Source organism: Metabacillus sp. FJAT-52054 (assembly GCF_037201815.1).
Classification (GTDB): Bacteria; Bacillota; Bacilli; order Bacillales; family Bacillaceae; genus Metabacillus_B; species Metabacillus_B sediminis.
This window is the reverse complement of record NZ_CP147407.1, coordinates 1,038,143-1,061,438: the sequence shown is the minus strand read 5'-3', so window position 1 is coordinate 1,061,438 and position 23,296 is coordinate 1,038,143. Positions and strand designations below refer to the sequence as shown.

Annotated in this window: 25 protein-coding genes; 5 read left to right on the top strand and 20 right to left on the bottom strand. The window is 42.9% G+C overall.

Features of this window, described 5'->3' with window-relative positions; translation table 11 throughout:
- Positions 1 to 86: 86 nt before the first annotated feature.
- A complete protein-coding gene (locus WCV65_RS05735; RefSeq protein ID WP_338780753.1) occupies positions 87 to 734 on the bottom strand; it encodes a hypothetical protein in 648 nt (215 codons plus the stop codon).
- A 90-nt stretch (positions 735 to 824) separates the two neighbouring features.
- On the opposite strand from WCV65_RS05735, the gene WCV65_RS05730 reads away from it, so the two are divergent.
- Entirely contained in the window at positions 825 to 1,088 is a 264-nt protein-coding gene (locus tag WCV65_RS05730) for a hypothetical protein (RefSeq protein ID WP_338780751.1), read from the top strand.
- Here the strand turns inward: WCV65_RS05730 and WCV65_RS05725 are convergent.
- The 3 genes from WCV65_RS05725 to WCV65_RS05715 all read right to left on the bottom strand — a co-directional run bounded on the left by WCV65_RS05725 (position 1,085) and on the right by WCV65_RS05715 (position 1,931).
- Positions 1,085 to 1,303: a hypothetical protein gene (locus WCV65_RS05725; protein WP_338780749.1), complete on the bottom strand. Its 219-nt coding sequence runs from the start codon at positions 1,301 to 1,303 to the stop codon at positions 1,085 to 1,087. The two genes, WCV65_RS05730 and WCV65_RS05725, sit on opposite strands and share 4 nt — an antisense overlap.
- Positions 1,304 to 1,428: 125 nt before the next feature.
- Positions 1,429 to 1,680 carry a hypothetical protein gene (locus tag WCV65_RS05720; protein WP_338780747.1) on the bottom strand — a complete coding sequence of 84 codons (252 nt, stop codon included), beginning with the start codon at positions 1,678 to 1,680 and terminating at the stop codon, positions 1,429 to 1,431.
- A gap of 8 nt (positions 1,681 to 1,688) precedes the next feature.
- Entirely contained in the window at positions 1,689 to 1,931 is a 243-nt protein-coding gene (locus WCV65_RS05715; RefSeq protein WP_338780745.1) for a hypothetical protein, read from the bottom strand.
- Positions 1,932 to 2,165: 234 nt separating this feature from the next.
- On the opposite strand from WCV65_RS05715, the gene WCV65_RS05710 reads away from it, so the two are divergent.
- Both WCV65_RS05710 and WCV65_RS05705 read left to right on the top strand, forming a co-directional pair.
- The gene (locus tag WCV65_RS05710; protein WP_338780743.1) at positions 2,166 to 3,416 is read left to right on the top strand and encodes an ATP-binding protein; all 1,251 of its coding nucleotides are present in this window, start codon (positions 2,166 to 2,168) and stop codon (positions 3,414 to 3,416) included.
- Positions 3,417 to 3,596: 180 nt separating this feature from the next.
- A complete protein-coding gene (locus tag WCV65_RS05705) occupies positions 3,597 to 4,490 on the top strand; it encodes a DMT family transporter (RefSeq protein WP_338780741.1) in 894 nt (297 codons plus the stop codon).
- Positions 4,491 to 4,678: 188 nt separating this feature from the next.
- Here the strand turns inward: WCV65_RS05705 and nadE are convergent, their stop codons facing one another.
- The 10 genes from nadE to WCV65_RS05655 form a co-directional block, all read right to left on the bottom strand.
- Positions 4,679 to 5,497 carry an ammonia-dependent NAD(+) synthetase gene (gene nadE / locus WCV65_RS05700; RefSeq protein WP_338780739.1) on the bottom strand — a complete coding sequence of 273 codons (819 nt, stop codon included), beginning with the start codon at positions 5,495 to 5,497 and terminating at the stop codon, positions 4,679 to 4,681.
- 22 nt (positions 5,498 to 5,519) lie between these two features.
- Entirely contained in the window at positions 5,520 to 6,134 is a 615-nt protein-coding gene (gene nadD / locus WCV65_RS05695; protein ID WP_035405651.1) for a nicotinate (nicotinamide) nucleotide adenylyltransferase, read from the bottom strand.
- 7 nt (positions 6,135 to 6,141) lie between these two features.
- Positions 6,142 to 7,608, bottom strand: coding sequence for a nicotinate phosphoribosyltransferase (locus WCV65_RS05690; protein ID WP_338780738.1), 1,467 nt, complete (start codon positions 7,606 to 7,608; stop codon positions 6,142 to 6,144).
- A gap of 24 nt (positions 7,609 to 7,632) precedes the next feature.
- Positions 7,633 to 8,181: an isochorismatase family cysteine hydrolase gene (locus tag WCV65_RS05685; protein ID WP_338780737.1), complete on the bottom strand. Its 549-nt coding sequence runs from the start codon at positions 8,179 to 8,181 to the stop codon at positions 7,633 to 7,635.
- 19 nt (positions 8,182 to 8,200) lie between these two features.
- Positions 8,201 to 8,971: an NUDIX domain-containing protein gene (locus tag WCV65_RS05680; RefSeq protein WP_338782176.1), complete on the bottom strand. Its 771-nt coding sequence runs from the start codon at positions 8,969 to 8,971 to the stop codon at positions 8,201 to 8,203.
- Positions 8,972 to 9,134: 163 nt separating this feature from the next.
- The gene (locus WCV65_RS05675; RefSeq protein ID WP_338780735.1) at positions 9,135 to 10,643 is read right to left on the bottom strand and encodes a methyl-accepting chemotaxis protein; all 1,509 of its coding nucleotides are present in this window, start codon (positions 10,641 to 10,643) and stop codon (positions 9,135 to 9,137) included.
- A gap of 149 nt (positions 10,644 to 10,792) precedes the next feature.
- The gene (locus WCV65_RS05670) at positions 10,793 to 12,178 is read right to left on the bottom strand and encodes an aldehyde dehydrogenase (protein WP_338780733.1); all 1,386 of its coding nucleotides are present in this window, start codon (positions 12,176 to 12,178) and stop codon (positions 10,793 to 10,795) included.
- Positions 12,171 to 13,190: an NAD-dependent epimerase/dehydratase family protein gene (locus WCV65_RS05665; RefSeq protein ID WP_338780731.1), complete on the bottom strand. Its 1,020-nt coding sequence runs from the start codon at positions 13,188 to 13,190 to the stop codon at positions 12,171 to 12,173. Before WCV65_RS05665 ends, WCV65_RS05670 begins: the two co-directional genes overlap by 8 nt.
- Before the next feature lie 75 nt (positions 13,191 to 13,265).
- A complete protein-coding gene (locus tag WCV65_RS05660; RefSeq protein ID WP_035405638.1) occupies positions 13,266 to 13,571 on the bottom strand; it encodes a metalloregulator ArsR/SmtB family transcription factor in 306 nt (101 codons plus the stop codon).
- A gap of 67 nt (positions 13,572 to 13,638) precedes the next feature.
- The gene (locus tag WCV65_RS05655) at positions 13,639 to 14,421 is read right to left on the bottom strand and encodes an SDR family oxidoreductase (protein WP_338780729.1); all 783 of its coding nucleotides are present in this window, start codon (positions 14,419 to 14,421) and stop codon (positions 13,639 to 13,641) included.
- A gap of 261 nt (positions 14,422 to 14,682) precedes the next feature.
- Between WCV65_RS05655 and WCV65_RS05650 the strand changes: the two genes are divergently transcribed.
- Positions 14,683 to 15,522: a polysaccharide deacetylase family protein gene (locus WCV65_RS05650; protein WP_051860575.1), complete on the top strand. Its 840-nt coding sequence runs from the start codon at positions 14,683 to 14,685 to the stop codon at positions 15,520 to 15,522.
- 133 nt (positions 15,523 to 15,655) lie between these two features.
- On the opposite strand, the gene WCV65_RS05645 is transcribed toward WCV65_RS05650, so the two are convergent.
- The 4 genes from WCV65_RS05645 to WCV65_RS05630 form a co-directional block, all read right to left on the bottom strand.
- Positions 15,656 to 16,429 (bottom strand): NAD-dependent protein deacylase, encoded by a 774-nt coding sequence (locus WCV65_RS05645; protein ID WP_338780726.1) that lies wholly within the window; start codon positions 16,427 to 16,429, stop codon positions 15,656 to 15,658.
- A 73-nt stretch (positions 16,430 to 16,502) separates the two neighbouring features.
- Positions 16,503 to 17,594, bottom strand: a complete 1,092-nt coding sequence (locus tag WCV65_RS05640; RefSeq protein WP_035405633.1) for a mechanosensitive ion channel family protein — start codon at positions 17,592 to 17,594, stop codon at positions 16,503 to 16,505.
- Positions 17,595 to 17,893: 299 nt separating this feature from the next.
- The gene (locus WCV65_RS05635; RefSeq protein ID WP_197491597.1) at positions 17,894 to 18,001 is read right to left on the bottom strand and encodes a YhdX family protein; all 108 of its coding nucleotides are present in this window, start codon (positions 17,999 to 18,001) and stop codon (positions 17,894 to 17,896) included.
- Positions 18,002 to 18,232: 231 nt separating this feature from the next.
- Positions 18,233 to 18,664 carry a GNAT family N-acetyltransferase gene (locus WCV65_RS05630; RefSeq protein ID WP_338780723.1) on the bottom strand — a complete coding sequence of 144 codons (432 nt, stop codon included), beginning with the start codon at positions 18,662 to 18,664 and terminating at the stop codon, positions 18,233 to 18,235.
- A 100-nt stretch (positions 18,665 to 18,764) separates the two neighbouring features.
- Between WCV65_RS05630 and WCV65_RS05625 the strand changes: the two genes are divergently transcribed.
- Positions 18,765 to 20,126 carry a PLP-dependent aminotransferase family protein gene (locus WCV65_RS05625; RefSeq protein WP_338780720.1) on the top strand — a complete coding sequence of 454 codons (1,362 nt, stop codon included), beginning with the start codon at positions 18,765 to 18,767 and terminating at the stop codon, positions 20,124 to 20,126.
- Between the two features lie 286 nt (positions 20,127 to 20,412).
- Here the strand turns inward: WCV65_RS05625 and WCV65_RS05620 are convergent, their stop codons facing one another.
- Together WCV65_RS05620 and WCV65_RS05615 are read right to left on the bottom strand one after the other, a co-directional pair.
- Positions 20,413 to 22,113 carry a methyl-accepting chemotaxis protein gene (locus tag WCV65_RS05620; RefSeq protein WP_338780718.1) on the bottom strand — a complete coding sequence of 567 codons (1,701 nt, stop codon included), beginning with the start codon at positions 22,111 to 22,113 and terminating at the stop codon, positions 20,413 to 20,415.
- On the bottom strand, positions 22,110 to 23,237 hold the full coding sequence (locus WCV65_RS05615) for an ATP-grasp domain-containing protein (RefSeq protein WP_338780716.1): 1,128 nt from the start codon (positions 23,235 to 23,237) through the stop codon (positions 22,110 to 22,112). Before WCV65_RS05615 ends, WCV65_RS05620 begins: the two co-directional genes overlap by 4 nt.
- Positions 23,238 to 23,296: the final 59 nt, after the last annotated feature.

Here is a 23,296-nt window from a genome sequence, read left to right as displayed (position 1 = left end):
GAGCTTTATTTCGGTAATAGAGTGCGGGACTGGCACCTCAAAAGGAGCTGCTGCTGAAATATCTTTTTCAGCAGCAGCTCCTTATTTCATTCCGGTTCCCCTTCTTCCTCCCCGTCATTCTTTTGCTCCTTCAGCCATTTCAGCCATTCAGGCTGCAACTGATCCGGACTGTCGCTGAAGACCTCTGTAACATCCCTTTCCTCCTGATGGGAAAGGATATCATGAATATCATTTCCATTGCCAAGGATGTTGCCAAATCCCTGATTATGCTTTTTACTGCTTTTAAAATCTGTCGGAAAGTTATTGCCGAAGTTAACGGCAGACGCATCCTCTACGGCTCCAATATGAATGTCTCCGATGGTGAAGTTCGCAGAAAGCGGTTTTCCATCATCTTCCTGAAGTTCCTTCTGCGGTTTACCGATTTGATAGGGTATGTTCTTTCCATTGATTCGAATATATATCTCTTCTTTAGACTGATTTTCGGGTTTGACATGCCGGGCAGTATTTGCGGAGTAAGGAAACGTATTTCCTATATTCATCGTCCCGCTCAGCTGCTTCACATCTACATTGTCTAAATGGTAGGTTAATTCTTGAATGTTCATTGACTCAATGTGTTCAATATGAAAAGTTTGGTGCACGCGGCTCTGAGTATTTTTAACCGTTCTCTCTATCGCTTCCAATCTTTTCTCGATTCGCTGAAGAAGTTCTAACCAGGCCTTTTCATCCGATGCCATTCCGTTTCATCCCTTTTGCACGTTCCGCCCAGCTGCGTCATATTATAAAATGAGCCTGGCGGACTGACATTTTGTATTGAGGGAGGAAATATGAGAATTAACCTACATTCCCCTGAAATCAATTTTAAAGACTTGAATGTGCATGAAATTGCAGATAATGCAGGTATATTCATAGGAAGAAACCTGCAGATTAATTGGACTTCATCGCTAGACAGCCATCATTCCGGCTTCGGCACCATATCTGGCAATGACAATGAAATTTTTCATAATTCACACCTTGTTCTTCACGATCATTTGAAAAAATCACCAGAAAAGGTGTATCAGCAAGTCACCAAAGGAAAACGGGCCCTTTAGTTCTGTTTCTTATTAGAGTCTTCTGCTTTCTTCTCCTGCGTTTCATCCAACGTAACATTATTAAATATTTTATTGGAATTTCCGCTCACTCTTCCAAACCCTTCATAAACCCTCGATTTATTTTTCCATTTATACTGGAGGTTCTGGCCATAAAACAAACCAGAGCTATTTTGAATCAGCTTGACTGTCACTGATTGAAAATCTATCTTTGGCATTGAAAGAGCCCCTTTCTTATGCTTGTCCACGGACCATTGCTCTACTTATTAGATATATATAAGATGCAACGCTAAAGTATGACCTCAATCCAAAAGAAAACCATCCGGAAAAGATGGTCTTCGGATTAACTTTGATAGACAGGCTGATCATTCGATTCCTGGTTTTGAGTAAAATCGGAATCCATCACATCGTCATCATGCACAATATTCACGTTGTTGATTGAAACGTTATTTTCCCCAATGATTTTCCCGAATCCTGCATTGCTCTTCATACTGACGGTCCAATCATATTGGGAATTGGTTCCCGTAAAAACACCCGAATTCGAGGACAGTGCAGAGATATTTATATTGGTAAATTGAATGGTTAAATTTTTCATACTATTTCTTAAAATTGAGCGGTCGGCTGCGGATTAATATTTTCCGGCTGCGAAATCGCCATATCGAATAAATCCTGATCATTGATAATGTTCGTACACCCGATCGCGCAAGAATTCACGTAATTCCCGTTCCCTGAATTAAATTTCCCCTGGGCATTCCAGTCAGGCTGGCTATTCTGTCCAGAAGAAATAATGGAATTTGCCGCCATGCTTACTACGTTAATCTGATTAAAAACGACGGAAACTGGCACAATCCAATCCTCCGTTTCTCTCCTGCAATTTACCTTACTATATGTATGGATGCTGGGTAGTGTGAATGGACTTGCATTAAAAGAAAATGGAAAGTCAGATTTAATCGTCGACAAATTCTGATAACTTTAAAGTATAATAACTACTATAATCCTTTTTTTCTCTATAAGAAAACAGGCTGAATGGAATGTATTTTAAGAATTCAGCTAAAGAACTGAATAGGGAAGGTAGCCAAGATGAATATAATTAAGGATTTTTTGCTGCAGCTAACACTTATTTCCATACCTATTTTCATTTATTTTACTCTTGTCACGGAGAAGGTACAGAGCCATAAAAACAGAAAGGTCATCATGGCTGTTTTGTGGGGTATTTCAATACTGTTATGCATGTCCTTCCCAGTGAGTTTTGGTCAAAATGCCCGTTTGGATCTGAGGATTATCCCTCTGCTATTCGGAATATTATACGGCGGGTTTTGGCCAGGCGTCTTTCTGTCAGCCCTTATCATCCTGTATCGCCTTTATTTTGGAATTAGTATAGGATTTTATACGACTGTTATTGTCTTATCCATATCACTGCCTGTTCTACTATATTTTCAAAAGTCCTTTGCACGTTCGAATAAAGATGGACGAGTTAAAATGGCTGTAGGGCTATCTTTTTTCTATATTTCCACAGGGATTTCCATTTTCGGATTGTTAAAGGGATTTTCCATAGACTATCTCAAAGTACAGATGATTCATCTAATCTTTGTATTAGCCATCACATGGTTCTTTACGATGTTAAATGAATCTATTAGAGAAATACAGAAGCTGCGGTCAGACATGCAAAACTCAGAAAAATTCCGGGTGATAGGTGAGCTGGCTAGTGTATTTGCTCATGAAATCAGAAATCCGATGCAAGTAACCAGAGGCTTCCTTCAGCTGCTAAACGACCCTGAAATGCCAAACAAAAAAAAGGAATACCTTCAAATTTCTATTGAAGAATTAGATCGTGCAAATGAAATTATTGATGATTTTTTATCTTTCGGTAAACCAACTGTAAATCATAGCCAGAGAATCAACGCAGGTAATCAGCTGCAGAGGGCGGTCAGCATCATGCAAAGCTACTCCCTAAACTATAATGTTGAATTTAAAACGAATATTCAGGAGAACTGCTGGATTTATGCCAATCCTCAAAAATTGAACCAATCACTGATTAATATTTTCAAAAATGCGATAGAGTCTATGCCGGGTGGCGGGATTGTCTGGATTACATGTGCTTCTACTGAAGACGGGAATATTATGATTACCATTAAGGACCAGGGAATTGGTATGACAAAAAACCAGATGGAGCGGCTCGGATCTCCGTTTTATTCCTTAAAAGAAAGCGGAACAGGATTAGGAATGATGGTAAGTTTTCAAATAGTCCGTTCTTTTCAAGGGAAAATACAAGTTAACAGTGAAAAGGATAAGGGGACGGAATTTATTATTCTTATCCCCCGGGTAGCTTAATTGAAAAGGTTCTAAGCAAATTTCATGTCACTCATCAGCAAAATAACGATACTAAATTTTCCTCCCTTATCAATTTAGCGGTCCCTTTCAGGAACCCTTAGATATCTAAAGGCTGATCGGTTTTAAAATGTCTTCCATTTAAGTGATGTCTCCAACCAAATTCAGACAGAAGGTGCTTTAATGATTCGTGTATACGCTGCTTTAGGAGGCCTCAGTTTAATCTGGGGACTCTCCTTTGTTTTTATTAAACAATTGGTCGGACCTGCCGGCATGTGGGGAACAGTTTTTTTACGATGTGCAACGGGAGCATTATTGCTGCTCCCGATTTTGCTTGCAAAAAGAGATAGGATTCCGCGCAGCATTCCGTGGATTCCGCTTCTGACCATTGGCGTTCTTAACACTGGTCTTCCATGGGGATTAATCGCGCTCAGTGAAACGGTCATTTCGAGCAGCTCCGCATCCATTCTGAACGCCACCACTCCGTTATGGACGGGTCTGATCGGACTCCTGTTTTTCTCGGCTGTTTTAGCTGCAAGACAGTGGATCGGGCTGTTTATGGGACTGATCGGTATCCTGATTTTCATCGACTTTGACGTTGTAAAGCTTGCTCAGGAAAATTTCACGGGTGTAGGCACGATGCTGATTGCGACTTTGTGCTATGGAACCTCAGCCCAGCTGACGAGAAAATACCTGGGCAACAGCGGAGTGCTATTTACGACTGCCGTCTCACTGATCGTCGGTGCAATGGTTGGACTGATTGGCATGCTTTTCTCACAGCCCATTGAACTTTCGGCTCTCGCCAATGGACCAGTTATCCTTGCCATTATAGGCCTCGGGTGTTTTGGATCAGGAATTGCCCAGCTTCTTTTTTATTACATTACAAAAGAAGGCGGACCGGAAATTGCCGTTTCGGTCACCTTCCTTATTCCCGTTACCGCCCTGCTGTGGGGAGCCTTTCTGCTGCAGGAAAAAATCAGCTCTCATGCCATATGGGGACTATTGGTTATTTTAGCGGGGGTTTATCTGGCGACCCGGAAAAAGAAAGCGGCAGTTTCGATTAGTGAATCTGCGTAAGGAATGGAGAAAGAGTTCGTTGAAGATGTAATGGAGTTCTTATTTTTCGGCGCGTGGTTTATCAATAATGGCTGGCATTCTCGGCTTATCTATTATCGGTGTATTGATTAGCCGCTGGTATGCGGACAAAAAAATAAAATCCCATAAAAAATAGACCGGGGTCACTTCATTACCCCGGTCCTCTTCGATTATTTCCACCAGCCATCAAACATCGTAGCCGGCAGCTGGCGCTTATGCTCTGTAATCATATAGCGCTTTTCAATCTTTTCAGCCACTTCACTTGATACTTCCTTGCCTTCCAGGTAATCATCCAGCTCATCATACGTAATTCCAAGCTCGGTTTCATCTGCCTGCTGAGGCTTATCATCGAGAAGATCGGCAGTTGGAGCTTTCATGTACAGGCTTTCCGGACAGCCAAGCTCTTTAAGAAGAGCTTTTCCCTGTCTTTTTGTTAAGCCGGTAAGTGGCAGGATATCCGCTCCGCCGTCTCCGTATTTTGTAAAGAATCCTGTTACCGCTTCAGCGGCGTGGTCTGTTCCCGTTACAAGCAAACCGTGCTGTCCGCCAAATGCATATTGCGCGGTCATCCGGATTCGTGCTTTTACATTTCCTTTATGGTAATCCGCGAGCTTCACCTCATCGGATTCGTTGTATGTTTCCGTAAACCCGTCCACCGCAGCTGCGATATTGTAAGTTACAATTTTGTCCGGCTTCATAAATTCAAAGACAAGCTTGGCATCGTGCTCGTCATGCTGAACTTTATACGGCAGCCGTACGGCAAGGAACGAGGCATCATAGCCTTCCTCGCGAAGCTCTTCTACTGCCATTTGATTCAGTTTGCCTGCAAGCGTTGAGTCCTGCCCAAGACTGATCCCAAGAACAAATCCTTTTGTGTTCGTCTTTTTCACGTATTCCTTCAAAAAGTCGACGCGTTTTCGGATTTCCTGTGCCGAGTCAATTTGAGGCTGTACATTTAACTCTTTCATAATCTGCTTTTGCATGCTCACGTTATAGTCCTCCTTAAAATTGCTATTGATATAACCCATGATTTTTCACGTAATCATAGCACGCATCGGGAAGCAGGTAGCGCGGCTCCCCGCCCTTTGCAAGCTCTTCCCGGATATATGTGCTGCTGATTTCCATTGCAAGTCCCTTATCAATTAAATGAAACCTCGTTCCATCATCATAATTGCGAAGCAGGGGCGAACGGGAAATCGTCTTTAACATATCTATACCATTTCGGGCCATGACGATAAACTTATTATTCGCAATCAGTTCGTCAGAATACTTCCATTTCCCCTCCGCAATGTCTTCCAGGAGGTCGGCACCCATGATGAATGACACTTCATCACCGGGGAAAAGGGAATGAAAATGCTGCATCGTATGATACGTGTAAACATTCCAGCTATCCTGATTCATTTCATAGTCATCCAGGATGAATTTTTCATTGTTTTTCAGGGCCATCTCAAGCATAGCAATCCGGTGTTCATCGGTGGTGTTCAGACTCTTATCCTTTCTTTTGCTGGAGCAGGGAAGAAAAATGACCCGGTCCAGCTTGCAGCGATGTGCTACTGTGCTTGCTGTCCATAAATGAACGTTTGTGACCGGGTCGAACGAGCTGCCGTAAATCCCGATTTTCGCCATGCACTTTTCACCCTTTTCTTATTTTTTCAACCTTCTCCTTAACCTCGCGGATATTTCTCATTTTGTTTTCCCAGCATTTTTCACTGAGATCGACCGGATAATCCTCAGGATTCAGCTTTCTTCTGTACTCATCCCAAAGCTCCTCAAGATTACTTTTCACCTTGCTTTGAATATCCTTAATTGATGGAAGATCATAGATAAGTTTTCCGTCTTTGAATATATCTTTATGGAGATCACGCGCTTCAAAATCCGTCACGAATTTACTGATGTACGTATGAACCGGATGGAACATTTTCAGTCGCTCTTCTTCGTTCGGGTTTTCTTCTTCAAGCGCAATATAATCGCCTTCTGATTTATGGTTATTCGTATTGATAATTCTGTAGAGGCGTTTCATGCCTGGCGTTGTGACTTTTTCAGGATTCCCGCTGATTTTAATGGTATCCTCCATAACGCCATCTTTGCCTTCAATGCTGACAAGCTTGTATACGGCACCCAATGCCGGCTGATCATAGGCTGTGATAAGCTTCGTGCCGATTCCCCATGTATCAATCCGGGCTCCCTGCGACTTTAAATTCATAATCGTGTCTTCATCCAAATCATTGGATGCGATAATATGAGTTTCTGTAAATCCTGCATCGTCCAGCATCTTTCTCGCTTTTTTAGACAGGTACGCCATATCCCCGCTATCGAGGCGAATTCCGACAAAATTAATTTTATCACCAAGCTCCTGTGCCACTCTAATCGCATTGGGAACACCGGACTTCAGCGTATCGTATGTATCAACTAAGAAGACGCAGTCCTTGTGGCGGCGGGCGTATTTATGGAAAGCTGTATATTCGTCACGGTATGCCTGAACAAGCGCATGGGCATGGGTTCCGGCCGCAGGAATTCCGAATAGCTTCGCCGCCCGAACGTTGGAGGTTGCTTCGAGTCCGCCGATAAAGGCAGCCCGCGTTCCCCAGAGAGCAGCGTCCAATTCGTGCGCCCGTCTTGAACCAAATTCCATCACCGTCTGATCACCGACAGCCTGCTTTATCCTGCACGCCTTCGTTGCAATCAGCGTCTGGAAGTTTACGATATTCAGCAAAGCTGTTTCAACGATCTGTGCTTCGGCAAGGGGAGCTTCAACCCGAATCATCGGCTCGCCTCCGAAAACAAGCTCTCCTTCTTCCATTGAACGGACGGAACCGGTGAATCGCATATCTTTCAGGTAAGCCAGAAAATCTCCCTGGTACCCAAGTTCCCTTAAAAACTCCAAGTCACTTTCTGAGAAACGAAATCCATTTAAATACTGAATAACCCTCTCAAGTCCTGCAAAGACTGCATATCCATTGCCAAACGGCAGTTTTCTGAAAAATAATTCAAAAACAGCCTTGTTATTATGAACACCGTCTTCCCAGTAAGTTTCCGCCATATTTATTTGATAAAGGTCCGTATGAAGGGCCAGGCTGTCATCTTTATATTTGTCGTGCATCTGGTAGATCTCCTCTCCATCCAACTACTGGATTTCCGCATTTAAGCTGCCTTTGAAATGCCTCAGCGCCCATTTATGGCCATCCTCGTCAAAACTAGCTGCTGCCTTCTCGTGAACCGTAAGCTTAAATCCTTTATTATAGGCATCTACTGCCGTGTGGAGAACACAAATGTCTGTGCACACTCCAATCAGGTGAAGCTCGGTAATTCCTCTCTCTCTGAGAAGGATTTCCAAATTTGTTCCTGCAAATGCGCTGTACCTTGTTTTATCCATCCAAAAAACATGGCCGAGATGCTGATTTTGTTCATATAGATCCTGAAGCGCTCCGTAAAGCTCTCTTCCTAAGGTTCCCTCAATATTATGAGGAGGGTAAAGAGCTGTCTCCGGATGAAATGGATCATTCATTTTATGAAAGTCCACTGCGAAAACAACCGCATCTCCAGACTCAATAAAATCTTTCGTTACCCTCACGATTTCTGATTCAATTACCTGACCCGGCTTGCCGCATGTCAGTGCTCCGTTATCCGCAACAAAATCATTTGTGTAATCAATCACAATCAATCCCCTGGTCATGCCCATACCCCCTGTTTACTTAGTAGCGTGCCGTATAGATTGGCTTTATGATATCCATTTCTACAAAACGGTACAGCTTAGCAGGCTTTTTTGAGGTTCTGGCTGTTGTCTTCCCCTCTGCTTCCTGTATAAAAGGAAGTGTCTTTATTTTCCTGGCAAATGACTGCTCGCTTTTAATGGCGGGGTCATCGGTTACCGTTAGAAGCACCGCCTGCAGCTCCGAATAGGTAAATTCCTCAGGCAAAAAATTCTTGGCTGCTGTCGTCTGGAGCAGATCTGATCGGATCTCGCGAATGGCATCGGAAATTAACTGCTCATGATCAAATGCAAGCTGAATGGACTTCAAATCCTCCAAGCGGAAAAGCTGAACATCCTCCGCATCATCACTCGCCTTTCGTCCTTTCAGCACATCCTCCGGAACTATCGCATAATGGGCATTGGATAAAATCCATCCGCGCGGATCCCTTCCCGGCCGGTCATATACACCGTAATGCTTCATATGAATGCCTCTTACCCCGGTTTCCTCTAAAAGCTCCCGATGTGCGGCTTCAAGCGCGGTTTCATCCGGCTGAACAAATCCTCCCGGAAGCGCCCATTTGCCCCCTTCAATATTCGGGGTGCCCTCTGCAGTGATTTCTGTCCTCTGGATCAGCATTAGCATCATGCTTACAATGGGCGGCTTATGCTCCCGCTTTTCTGAATGAATCGTAAATACGGCGATGTCTGACGTGTATCCATCAGGTGTCCGATACTTGCCGGAATCATATTTTTTTAAGGCTTGTTGATTTATATCACTCACTTATTCACCAGCTTTTTAATTAACATTTTGTTAATTGTATTATATGAAGTTTGGGAAGTCAACTAAGATGGAAGCTGGATATTCAGATTTTTTCTTTCCGTCTCTTATATTTTCATTACAATTAAAAAGCAGCCACCGGCTGCTTTTCACTCTTCTACTTATTTTCCCCAAGCGATGCGACCAGTCCATTCAGGTTTGCGGTGAGCTCTCCCAGGGATTCCATGATGGTACCAAGATATTGAACCGCTTCTGATTGGCTTTCCATGCTGGTGATCATTTCACCGCTCGCCTTTTTGCTTAAGTGCAGGGCAGATGACATGCTGGAAATGGAATCGCTTACTTCGGTAATGGTCTGAAGGAAGCGGGATACTTCCTCTGCCACCCGGTCTGTGCCGGCAGCAACTTCATTGGAAGCGGCGTTGATTTGTTCAAAGGCTGCGGCAGTCGTTTCGACTTTGAGCAAACCTTCCTGGACAACCGCGGTGCCGGTTTTCATTTCTTCCGTAACTTGATGAATATCGTTTTGGATGGCTTCAATAAGATAACTGATTTTTTCGGTGGAATCGTTTGACTTCCCTGCAAGCTTCCGGACCTCATCCGCCACCACAGCAAATCCTTTTCCTGCTTCTCCTGCCCGGGCAGCTTCAATCGCAGCATTCAATGCCAGCAGATTGGTCTGATCCGCGATGGAAGCTATTTCTGAAACTATGCCCCCAATCTGCTTGGATTGACCTTGAAGAGCCTGGATGGAGCGGGCCAGCGTACCAAACGTTTCATAAATGTTTTCCATTTGACGCTCTGTATCTTCAAGCGATCCTTTCCCTGCATTCACTAGTTTATTAGCGTTAAAGGACAATTCCCGTATTCCGGCAGCCGCACTTGAGATTTTCACTGCGCCATTTTGCATATCGAGCATTTTTTCTTCACTCTGCTTTGCCTCTGCCACTTGGTTTACCGTACCCGCTGCTACTTCTGAGGCGGAATCTTGAATTTGCCGGGTTACTAAGCCAGTTAATTCACCATGCTCATTCAGCCTGTCCACATTATCACCAATGCGGTGAGCGGTAGAAGCCAGTTCCTTTGTGAGGCGCTCCAAGGATTGCATTTGCCATTCATTTTTCTGCAAGAGCTCACTGGTGTATTTATTTTTCGAGTAGATTTGCCATGAAATCCCCCCTGATGTGAGAACGAGATAGAACGCATGGATGAAAAACATAAACCATGTATAATCGTGATCACCAAAAAACAAATCTGTAAAGGCAAACATAGCAATCAGGTGAGGAATGGCAAAAAGAACAGTCATTACCGAAATCAATCTTATACTGTCATAATAGGCAGCCAGCGCTACGACCAGAAAGATCGAAAAATGGTACACAACCATCCCTTCTCCGGAAACGATCATAGCGATGCTGGAAAAATTTAGCGTCAGTACTATAAAGAGCGGGATGAGCCGATGGCTTGTATCTTGGTTATAAAAGAAAACAGCGACACTCAATAAAAGAACCGGCAGGATGATCGCAGCGATCAGAATCAGTGAATGGCTGCCTGAATGCTCCATATGCATGTGCATTGGAAAAAGGCGATGGATAACTTGTATACCGCAGGCTACGGCAATGCACACTGCGGAGACCCACAGCATAAGCCTGTTCTTCGATGCGTTCAATGATATTCCTCCTAAGCAAGTAGCAAATTCCTAACATCTATTACTGAATATATCGGAACAAAGACCTATATCTGAAATCACAATGTGCTGGAATTCCGTTTATTTTTCGACAAAACGAGGACAGCCCCCCTAATGGAGCTGTCCCTTTATTATTTTAATAATCTTTTTACTAATTTAAGACCGTTCTTTGCTGAAGGATATCGGAAGGAAAAGTCAAATCTTGTCGTCTGCTTCAGCACGCTCTTAGCATGGGAAAAGGTTTCAAAGCTGTATTTCCCATGATAGCTTCCCATCCCGCTTTCACCGACTCCTCCAAATGGGAGATAGGGAGTCGCGATGTGCATAAGGGTATCGTTGATGCATCCTCCGCCAAAAGAAATACGGTTTGTCACTTCTGCTTCTGTCTCTTTGCTTTCTGTAAATAGATAGAGAGCGAGCGGCTTTGGACGGGAATTCACGAATTCGATCGCTTCATCCAGAGTGTCATATTCCATCACTGGAAAAATCGGTCCGAAAATTTCTTCCGTCATTACAGGTGAATTGGGATCCACTTGATCGAGCAGTGTTGGCGCAATCCGGTGAGTCCCATCATCTCGTGTTCCTCCAAAAAGGATTCTTCCATCATTAAGATAACGAGTGAGTCTGCTGTAATGGCGATCATTCACAATTTTTGAATACCGGCTGCTTTCCAAAGGGTTATCTCCATAAAACTCATTTATTGCTTCCTTCATTGCGTCAATCAATTCTTGTTTTACTTTCTTTTGAACAAGCAGATAATCCGGAGCAATACACGTTTGACCGGCGTTCGTAAATTTACCGAATACAATCCGTTTAGCTGCAAGTTTGATATTCACTTGCTCATCTACAATCGTTGGACTTTTTCCGCCTAATTCAAGTGTGACGGGGGTAAGGTGCTTAGCTGCTGCTTCCATCACAACTTTTCCGACTGGGACGCTTCCTGTGAAAAAGATGTAATCAAATGGCAGTTCCAGGAGGGCTTGGCTCGCTGCTACCCCCCCTTCAACTGTTGCAATATAAGCGGAAGTGTATTGTTCCTGAAGAATCTTCTTGATCAGTGACGAAACGTTCGGCGTCAGCTCTGAAGGCTTAATGACCGCTGTGTTTCCAGCTGCGATTGCTCCGACTAGAGGAGATAAGGCAAGCTGAAAAGGGTAGTTCCACGGTGCAATAATAAGCACTGCACCATAAGGCTCATGAATGACATACCCTCTAGACCCAGTATGTGTCAGTGCCGTACTCACCTTTCTTGGCTTAGCCCAATTTCTTAATCTCTTCATCGTAAAATTAATCTCTTCATATAGAATACCGATTTCTGTTGAGTAAGCTTCAAGCTCTGATTTATTTAAGTCCAGAGCGAGGGCCTTAACAATATCCTGCTCGTGTTTCTTTACTCCATCTTTAAGCTTCTTTAACTGCTCCAAGCGGAATGAAATATTTTTTGTTTGTTGAGTGGCAAAATACGTTTGCTGCTCTTTGAGGATTTGCTTTATTTCATCAGGCTTTGTGTCAATCATGATGTCCCATCTCCTTTGATGATAGATAACCTTCTTTTTTAAACCATAACAATGTTCGCTCAAGTGTCTCATCGAGTGTATTCGAGGGCGAATAGCCAAGCTCCCTCTCAGCCTTGCCCCCATCAAGAAATTGCCCTAATCCCATAATCGCAACCGCCGTTTTTGAAAGCTTCGGGCTCGGCCCGCCGAACATTGACTGTTTTACAGATACTAAAGAAGCGATGATTTTGGCAGCGTTAAGAGGGAGAATTCTTTTAGGTGGAACCACACCGGCGAGAGAAGCAATTTTAGGAACGAGTTCACTCATGGAAATATTCGTCCCGGTGATTAAATAGCGCTCTCCAATTCTGCCTTTCTCAGCAGCCAGCACCAGTCCCCTTCCTGCATCCCCTGCATAAACAACATTCCGGTTTCCTTCTAAATAAGCAGGAAGGGATTCATTTGCAACTTCAACTATAATCTGCCCAGTTGAAGGACCATAGTCATATTCACCAAGGCACATTGCAGGGATTCCAATTACAATCGGCAATATAGAGGAGGCTCTTTCTCTCGCTATTTTATCCATCTCATATTTCACCTGCAGATAGGCATTTTTTTGTGCAGGCGGGTTCGTGTAAATAAGCGTCTCTGTCCCCAGGGCTCCATCAGAATTTTTAGGGAGAGCGATGGACCCTCCGGTATAAACAATCTTATTCAGCTGTGAATTAGCTTCACATGCCGATAAAAAAGTATTCATTTGGAGCCGGGCTAGCCTCACATCTTCTTTAAGCGGAAGCGGCTTAACCGGATAATAGGCTGCACAATGAATAATGGCATCCAAGCCTGAAAAAGCTTTCTCCATTGCTGCTTGATCATACAAATCTGCTTCTGCTGATTCAAAAGCCAGATCTTTTAGAACGGAAAGATTTGAATTTTTTCTATGAATCACTCTCAACTCATGTCCCCGCTCCAATACAGCCACAGCTGTGTGGTGACCGATCATGCCTGTAGCTCCAAGTACTCCTATTTTCATTTGCCTGCTTCCTTTCTGTTCTGTTGTTCAAACGTTTAAATATATAAACATTTTATACAGAGTAAGATCATTTATTTAAAGATCGCACTCTTCTTCTATTTTGGATATCAGCTGTTTCAACAGGTCTACAGACTGATCGAGAGATAATGAATAATAACGCTGAGTCCCTTTTTGTTCAATCGCTACAAGCTGGTTATCCCTAAGAACCTTTAAGTGGTGGGAGATAGCAGGACGGGAAAGATGGGATTGCTCAGCAATTTGATTTACGGTTAAGGTATCATGCTTTGCCAGCAGCAAAATGATATCCTGTCTGGCTGCATCGCCAAGTGCCTGAAAAATGGGCGTGCACGATCGAAAAATCTCTAAAACGGGTTCTGACATGATCATCAGCCTTTCCTAATGCAATTACCCTTATTATACACCATTATGAATTGCCCGCCATTTTCCGTTAATTTTTGCCCTGCACGCTCCTCACAATAGATGTGATCATTTTTCTCGGCATGAAACGGACCGATCCAGCCAGAATTTTATTTTGAAGACCCGGAACGATGACTGTTTTCCCTTTCATCCACCCATCAAATCCTGCTTGTGCAGCTTGATCTGCCCGCATGACACCATTATTGAAAAGCTTGGATTTGCCGAGGTCAGCTCTTTCCGAAAAACCGGTATCGGTCGGACCCGGGCAGAGTGCAGACACACGGATATTTGTATCCTTGAGCTCATTTTCAAGAGCTTCTGTGAACGAAAGGACGTATGCTTTGGTTGCATAATAAACAGCCATTAGCGGACCAGGCTGGAAGGCTGCGGTTGAAGCGATGTTTAGGATGCCTCCCTCATTGCGCTCTGTCATATCCGGCAGAAACAGTTTGGTCAGATGTGTCAGGGACCGGATATTTAAGTCAATCATATTCAATTCAGCATCGAGATCTGTTTCTAGAAATTCTCCAAACAAACCAAACCCAGCGTTATTGATCAGATAGGATACCTTTAGTTTTTTTATTTTCAATTCTTCTGCCATTTTCGTTATTTCCTCAGGTTTTGATAAGTCTGCCTGATGGATTACAACTGAAATACCGTGCTTACTCTCAAGCTCGGCCTTCAGCTCCAGCAGTTTCTTCTCATTTCTGGCTGCTAGAATCAGTGAATAGCCCTTCCCTGCTGCAATTTTAGCGAGTTCCATTCCAATTCCGCCTGAAGCACCTGTTATGAGAACATAACCCGTTGATTTCATAAACGATTCCTCCTAATGATTGTTTGTTTAAAAACTTAAACATTTAAACTTATAAACTCAATATATCTGCTTTCCAGTCAGCCGTCAATAAAATTACGAAATATCTGCTCATCCATATTTTGGACTTCATACATGAAGCGCATTCATTCCGCTTCATTACATAATAGTCGATAAATTGTTACTTTCCTGTAACAAAACAGCTTCCAATTTTCGTTACACTACTATAAGAATACATAGCTACACGTCATGGGAGAGGGTCATGTGGAAAAAAGACAGCCGACGCCGAAGTATTTATGGATGAAAGCAAGTGTACTCGCAGTAATGGGCCTGGTTCTCGTGTCGCTTTGGATGGAAACAGATTTGCACAAACCGGTTAAAGCAAAGGTGAATAGCCAGGAAATAGGAACGCTAAAGCATGGGGGAAAGGAAGAATTCATGAAGGCGGATCCGCCGGAATCAATGATTCCAAAACCCCTGGAGCAAAAGAAGGAAGTCAAGGAAAAAACGGTATTTTTAACGTTTGACGACGGTCCATCATATGCCACCGATGACATTCTGGATGTTCTAGGCAAATATGAGGTACCGGCCACATTCTTCATGCTTGAGCCCAATATGGTTAAGCATGCGGAAGAGGTTAAACGCATTGTCCAAACAGGGAATGCTGCAGGACTTCACGGTGTCTCGCACAAGCCGAAGGTCTTTTATGCCAATCCTGAATCCGTCGTAGGGGAAATGAGCAAATCAAGGGATACACTCAAAAAATTAACAGGGATCACAACGAGCCTTGTCCGCACCCCTTATGGCAGCGTACCAAACCTTACACAGCCAGAACAGCAGGCTCTTCATGCTGCGGGCTTCCAATATTGGGACTGGAATGTCGACAGCTTTGACTGGAAGTTCAAAAAACCTGACTACGTAACAGATGTTCTGAATCAGGTAGAAGAACACCATCACGATTTTCCAGACCAGCCAATCGTAATCTTAATGCATGATCGACTTCCTTCACCGGAAGCTCTTAGTCAGCTGCTTCCTGAGCTGAAAAAACGCGGTTACTCATTTGATGTCATTTCAGAGGATATGGAACCTGTTCATTTGAAATGAATGCTGGTTTCGCATTTTGGATTTTTTAGTAATCAGCCAGAAGGAAAAAATGCCCGGGATGTGGAATCCCGGGCATTTTTGGGTTATAGATGATACGGAAGATTGTGTCATCAATCTCAGGAGTCTCCTTCAATCAGCCAGAATCTTCGTGTTTCATTTTCTCCTCAGCCTGTTCAAGAGTTTCCCCTATAGAAGCGTGGATTACAAGGTCAAACACATGGTCCATTCGAGTCGGTTCACGATTGATAAGCACCATTTTTTTATTACCGCGATACCGGAAGTCCTTCGGAATCTGATTGACTGGATAGACTTCAAGCGAGGTTCCCATTACAAGAAGGAGCTCGGAACGGTCAACCGTGTGATAGATCTCTTCCATGTGTTGAACCGTGTCTCCAAAAAGAACAACGTCAGGCTTCAGGATAAAATCACAGCGTCTTCCATTGCCTATCAGTGCGCTGCACCTTGGCACTTCTTCTTCATGAATATAATCCAATCCATAGCTGGTTTTGCATTTCGGGCATTCTGCGGACTGTATAGAGCCATGCATGTTATATACATGACGGCTCCCAGCTTTTTGGTGAAGACCATCTACATTTTGGGTAAAAATATGAACTTCCTTCCCCATACTCTCTAATTCTCTTAAAAACGAATGACCTTTATTCGGCTGGTGCCCAGTACTTAGTTTCGTTTGAAAAATATCTTTGAAATATCTCCAGAAGGATTTAGGATTCCGTTCAAAATAGGAACGGCTCATTACCTCCGTCCGTGAAAGATCTTCTGTCCACAATCCTTGAGATGAACGAAAATCAGGTATTCCTGATTCTGTACTGACACCTGCACCTGTCATCACCGATATGACGTTTGCTTCAGACAGCCAAGTGGCTAATTGGTTAATGGTATGGTTCAAAATGAAAACCTGCCTCTTATACTGTGTCATTTCCTAAACTTAGTTACTACCGTAAATGAGAATTCCTCCCGGATTATGAGTATTGCTTTTCCTTCGTTTGCTCTTCCCCGTTTCCGGCTTGCTCAACATAAATCGTCTGGCTTGGAAAAGCAAAACGCACGCCTTCCTCTTCCAATATACTCATAATTCTCAAGTTAATGTCCTGCTTTATTTTCAAGTGCTCTCCATATTGGGTTGTTTTTGTAAAGCAGTTTATCAAAATGTCCAGGCTGCTTGCACTGAAGCTGTCAAAGCTGACTTGGATGGACTCATCATCGATTCCGTCATGTTCCTGAAGCATGTGATCGATTCTCTTTACACTTAAGCTCATTTGCTTTTGGTTCGTATGATAGGTAACCCCTACTTTAAAGTTGATTTGTCTTTTCCCCATTTTGGTCCAGTTTGTAATTGGTTCATTCGCCAAAGTGGAATTGGGCACAGTTACAAGCGCCTGCGGGAATGTCCTGATTTTCGTGCTGCGGAAGGTGATGTCTTCTACGACACCTTCCACACTCGGAGCTTTTATCCAGTCCCCGATTGTAAAGGGCTTTTCCGTAATGATCACGATTCCTCCAAGGAAATTGCCGATTGTATCCTTGGCCGCAAGCGCAAAGGCAAGACCGCCGAGACCGAGACCTGCAACGAAACCATTCACATCGTAATCAAATTCCTGAGCCACAATGCTAAAGCTCAATGCTACAATGACGAAACGCAATAGCTTAGAGAGGAACGGCACTAAAATATCATCAATACCAAGATCAAACCTTGAATTTACTTTATTGAAAAACAAGGAAGATGAACCAGTCAAATTGTACAGTCCCCATGCAAGAACGATGACAATGGCAGATCGGTACACCTCATGAACAATTTGCATGCTGTCATTAAAAAATGGCGAGTAGATAATAGCCAAGTAAATACCGACGGACACAAACAGCCATCTAAATGGCTTTTCAAACGATAGCAGAACATGTGTAAAAAATTCGGTTGGTGTTCTCCTGCTTATTCTCATAATCAGATGAAAGATATATTTCGTAAAAAGCTTTCTAAGAACTAAAAACAAAACAAGGATGCCTAAACTAATTCCAAGCTTCGTCAAATTTTCGTATGTAAACCAAGATAACAGCACTGCTTTTTCTCTCCTTTAGATTGATTAAAAAAGAATTATACTATATATTCGTTCCAAAAACGGGAATAATGTCCCCTTTTTCATTTATATACCTTTATGAAAAAATGTTAAACGGCAATAAGGGGGGTTTTCCATTCCAAGGCTTTGAGGCACGGGCCAAGAACTGGTTGCACCTGTAAAAAGATCTCCCGAAGAATGAAAAAAGCTGCCAGATTCGGGGCTGGCAGCTTAAAGCATGAACGGGATTCTAAGTAAAGTTTTGTGAAAAGGCAGTTCGGCTTTGATTCATGGAATTGGGATTATTTCTTTTCCTTTGAGCTATTCTGGTCAACGAGGGTGGCTTTATACATTTCTTCATTAGTCTCAACTTTGATACGCTCCTCCACTCTAATTCTTCCCTTTCCCATTGTCTCGCCTCCTTTTACACATCATAAATTTATCAGAATATTTAGTAAATATATCGGATTGCCTAATTTCAGTCAAAATTTTTACATTTTTCGATGTACCTCCGTTTGTCCCACTTGAGAGAACATGCAGAAAACAATAGAAACACAGCGAATTCCCTCTATTTTTAGCGCTCCATTTTCTTTTAAAAAGGGGCCTTTGTTTCTAGGAAAATAGACAAGCGAAGGAAAAAGTTATTTGAAAACCTTCTTAAAGCTGTAGCTGGCTTTATCAAAACCCATTTTCTCCTCATAAAAGCGATGAGCCCCTTTTCTATGAAGTGCGGAAGAAAGGGCTATTCCATCATAGCCACCTTTTTGCGCTTCCTCTTCCACATGGGAAAGCAGTTTTTCGCCATATCCCAGAGAGCGGTGAGCTTCATCCGTTACAAGATCAGAAACCCAGATAAACCTCCCGTAATACAGGGTGATCATTGGCTGATATCCAATATAGGCAATAGGCTGACTATCCTTAAGGAGCACTTTAATCCGGTAGTTTTCCTGTTCAGCTGCAAGCGCCGCAAGCTCAAGGAAATCACCTTCAGTCAAGTGTGGTCTTAGCTGCGAAATCACCGGAAATCCTTTCTTCCAGTCCTTCTCACCAACTAGTTCTATAATTTTTTCCATTTGTCATTCCTCCTTGTGTTAGGATAAAAATAACAAATTACTGGCATGGTGCGGAGAGCCAGTTTTATATTTTTTCAAGGTGCCAGTTCAGGAGGCTAAAATGGAAACAATTTTTTTCAAGAAAGGGATTCCCCTCTTTGTCCAGCTTTACGAACAAATAAAACAGAAAATTACAGACGGCAGTCTTCCAGCTGAGTCGAAGCTCCCATCGAAGAGGAAGCTTTCCGTTCAGATGAATATAAGTGTAAACACGGTAGAAGCGGCTTACGGCCAGCTTGAAGCAGAAGGATATATTGAAGCAAGACCGCGAAGAGGATGGTACGTCCTTCGATTTGAAGACATGCTTTCAGAAACTCCACTCCCTTGTAAAGTTGGTTTAGAAGAAACGGAAAACCAAGACCTAATCGACTTTAGCCAAACCATTGACACTTTTAAATTCCCTTACGCGCCCTGGAAAAAGTGTTCGATAGAGGCTCTTTATAAAGATGAACTTTTCCATACAGGCCATCCTTTTGGTGAGAAAGAACTGAGGGAGGAAATCGCCGCTTACCTAAAAAGGGCCAGAGGGGTCCGCTGTCATTTGAACCAGGTGATCATCGGTGCGGGAACCCAAATTTTATTGGAAAAGGCTGCCGGAATATTGGGAGCTGAGTTCTTCGCCATTGAAGATCCCGGCTATCATCGGACAAGGGATTCATTGAAAGATTACAGCGTGGAGCCCATTCCGCTGGATGAATCAGGAATAGATATCGAAAGGCTAAAATCTTCACATGCTTCAGTTGTATACGTCACACCCTCCCACCAATTCCCATATGGAACAGTTATGCCTGTTAAAAGGCGTCTGGAGCTGCTGGAATGGGCGGCAGAGGAGAATAACCGGTGGATCATAGAAGATGATTATGATGGGGAATTCCGTTATGAAGGACGTCCGATTCCGTCCCTGCAAAGTCTAAGCCAAAACGATGATGTTCTTTACTTTGGAACCTTTTCTAAATCGTTCATGCCCTCACTCAGAATCAGTTATATGATTTTACCGGAAAAACTAATGCATTCCGCCCGGCCCAAGCTTTTGGAATTTAAACAAACCGTGTCCCGAACGCATCAGCATGCACTTTCCCTTTTCATGGCCCGCGGCTTTTGGGAGCAGCACTTAAATCGAATGAGAACCCATTATCGTAAAAAACACAAACTGCTGCTGGAGCAAATGAAGACGGTCTTTCAAAACCGGATCCGAATCATCGGCGAGAAATCTGGAATGCATATTCTAATTGAAATAGACACCGTAATGAGTGAGGAGGAGCTAATCAAAAAGGCCCTGCAAAAAGGGATAAAAGTGTATCCGTCCTCCATCTATTTTGTAAAAGCTATCCCGGAAAAACCGCTCCTTTTTATTGGATTTGGCGGTGTGACAGAAGTGGAAATCATAAAGGGAATCGGGTTATTGAAAGACGCTTGGTTTTAGAGGGTGAGAGGAAAGGCTTCCATCATTTTGTTTGAATGATTAAAATTGAAACACCCGGATGCTGTGAAAGCATACCGGGCGCTGTACTATATAGATACTTTGAACAATCAGGATTAGGCCGATTGGAGCGAAAGTGCGCGCTCCTGCTAAGAGCAGCGGAACAGTGAGACCCCGGAGGAGCCGTCAACGCCCGACATGCTGAACCTTGAGCATCCATTAACGAAATCCTGGCTACAGTTTAAACAGAGGGCGCATCTTTGAAAACGGACAGATCCTTGTCTATTCACTATTGGACAGTAAACTTTTCCACTAATTCACTTAGTGAGTGGGCCATTTCCTGCAATTCACGGTTTTTCTCTTTTAACTGACCGACTGTCGTGCTCTGTTGGTGAGAGGAGGCAGAGATTTCTTCGATCGTTGCCACTCTTTCTTCAGAGATTGCTGCTATTTCATGGACAGATTGGGATGATTCAGTGGAGGCTTTAGTGATATCATCCACACTCTCTACCATGGAATCTACCTGGTTCGTCAAGGTGTTTACAGCTTCGAATATCTGACCGAAGAGCTCCCCGCTTACCGTGATCAGCTGAACACCTTTTTGAATTTCCTGATTGTCCTCATTATTGGATGTGACCATTTGAATACAATGGTCTGTGATTTCTCTCAGAATTGAATCAATGGTTTTAACCGTGCCTTCTGTTTGTCCTGCAAGCTTTTGAACTTCGTGAGCCACTACCGAGAATCCTTTTCCGGCATCCCCTGCCCTCGCCGCTTCAATGGATGCGTTCAACGAAAGGAGATTGGTTTGATCTGCGACATCTTTGATTAATTTAATATCCTGGTTGATTTGATAGACTTTTTCCTTTAATAGCCCAAGTCTCTCCTGGCTTATGTCGCTATTTTCCTGAATACGGTTTATTTGTTTAGCGATATCTGCTATTTGTGAAGATCCCTTCTCCGCAATTTCACCTGTATGCTTTGTAAAATGGCCAATCGCATTCGTTTCGTTACTCACGGACTGAATTTTATCTGACATCAGCGAGATGCCTTGCGATATTTTCTCGATGTGCAGCGCCTGTACCTCTGCAGCTTTTGCTTCTTCACCGGTTCCGGCCGCTATTTGAGATGCAGCATCCACAAGCTCATCAAAAGACTGAACCAATTCCAGACTGTTTTCATTAATTTGGCTGGAGTTCGTCTTTACACTCCTGATTATGGTTACCAGGCTTTTTCTCATCTCTTCAAAGTTTTGAGCGAGCCTGCCGATCTCATCCTGTCTTTTCACCGATATACTCTCAGTCAGGTCTCCGTTGCTGATTTTGTTCATTGAAGCGAGCAGGAGCTGAATCGGCTTAATCAATCGGCGTCCAAAGAAGAACGCCAAAATTCCCCCTAAAGTGATTGATGCAGCTAAGAAGATAAGTTGAAAAAAGTTGATGGCTGTTTGCAGTTTTTCAATAAAATTTGTACTCATGTCCACCCCGATAATGGCGTTGGAGTTTTCAAGAGGAATGAAATATGATTTATGGCTCCCCCATTTATCCTCGTAAATATCAGTAAGGACGGTTTTTCCTGATGTAAATGCTTCTTCTTGTGAAGGTGTAAATGGCGATTCAACCATTGCGTCGCCGCTGCCGTTTAAGCCAACGATGTAATCTTTATTATTCTGCTTCGTCAGCACGTATACATATTCGATCCCTTCTTTACCTTCAATGAAGGTGTCAAGAAATCTCACTAATTCCCCGTTTTGTGCCGGATTTTCAATCGCTTTATTGACAGCCGTCTCATTAATGGAGCCAGCGAGGCTTTCACCGTTGATCTCTAATATTTGGTCAAACTGAGGAAGAACGTGTTCATTAATAATATAATCTGTTAAATATTTCACAAATCCGAACACAAGCACTCCCATGATGATAAACGGAATAATAAAGTTTAAAAATAATTGCACTTGCAAGGATTTTTTAGGATTCAGGTTTACCCGCTTCATATGACGTTCTCCTCAACTTGTTTCATTTCGATGTATACAGATAAATCCAGGTTCAGCAGGTATTCAAGCTCGTTCATAGATTTGGATTTAAAGAAGATGACAGCGAAAGTACGATCTCCGTCTGCATGGAGTTCTCTGTATTCCAAAATTTCATTGAATTCTTCTTTAAGCTTTTCATGTCGTATGGTTTGAATTAGTGGTTTGCTTATATCATTCGGGATTTCCGCGCAAAAGAATCCATATATGTTTTGATCATCGCTTCTTAAAATTTCGTTCCATTGAGGTTCCTGATTAAGAAAATAGCATTCCGCACCATTAATTCCAAACGCGTGGGTGCTTATATCTGTGGTTCCCGCACCTGCAAACCGCAAAGGATTCAGTTCAATGGGCAGGATCCCTTTTGAACTGCGCCGTACTTCCAGATGAAAAGGATAGTTTAAAAGGTTCAAATGTTTATTTAAATTCTGCAGGTATGATGATAGTTCATCTTTTACTTCCTGAATGACGTTTGCTGATGTGAAGTAAATACGATCGGATGTATCTTTTTCATTAGCAAAAATCCGCTGAAGGATATTAAGGATAATCGGGTTTCCTTCCTCATCAAAATAACAGTCGATTGCATACTCTTCCCCATCAATCCACTCTTCAATAAGAATTTCTTCTCCATCGATGACCGTATCAGAATATGTATTTTTCGATAACAGCATATCAGCATAAAGGCTGTTTACCGCTGTATCCCAATCATTTTCTTCCTTGACAAAATAAACCCCTATGCTTCCATAGCCCTTGTTAGGCTTAATCACGACCGGGAACGGTATGGTTTTCACATCTACGTCTGTTAATTCCTTCAATGTAACTAAATGGAAATAATAATTTTCATTTACTGAAGATAGAAGTTCTCTGAATTTCGCTTTATTTTTTACAAGCTTTGAGGAGACAGTGTGGGGATGTTTTGGATTGTACTTTTCCAGAACCGGCAAACAGCTTTCTGAATTGGTTAATAGCTTTGAATGATTTTCCAAATAAAATTCACGCTGATCGGCACTGTAATAGATTGGAATTTCCAGGCGCAATGCGGTTTCGATTAATAGCGGGGACACTATACTATTTTCTAGTATGAGCATTCATACACCTCCAAGATTGATAGTTATTACATCGGAGAAGATGACTGATAGTTTAATAG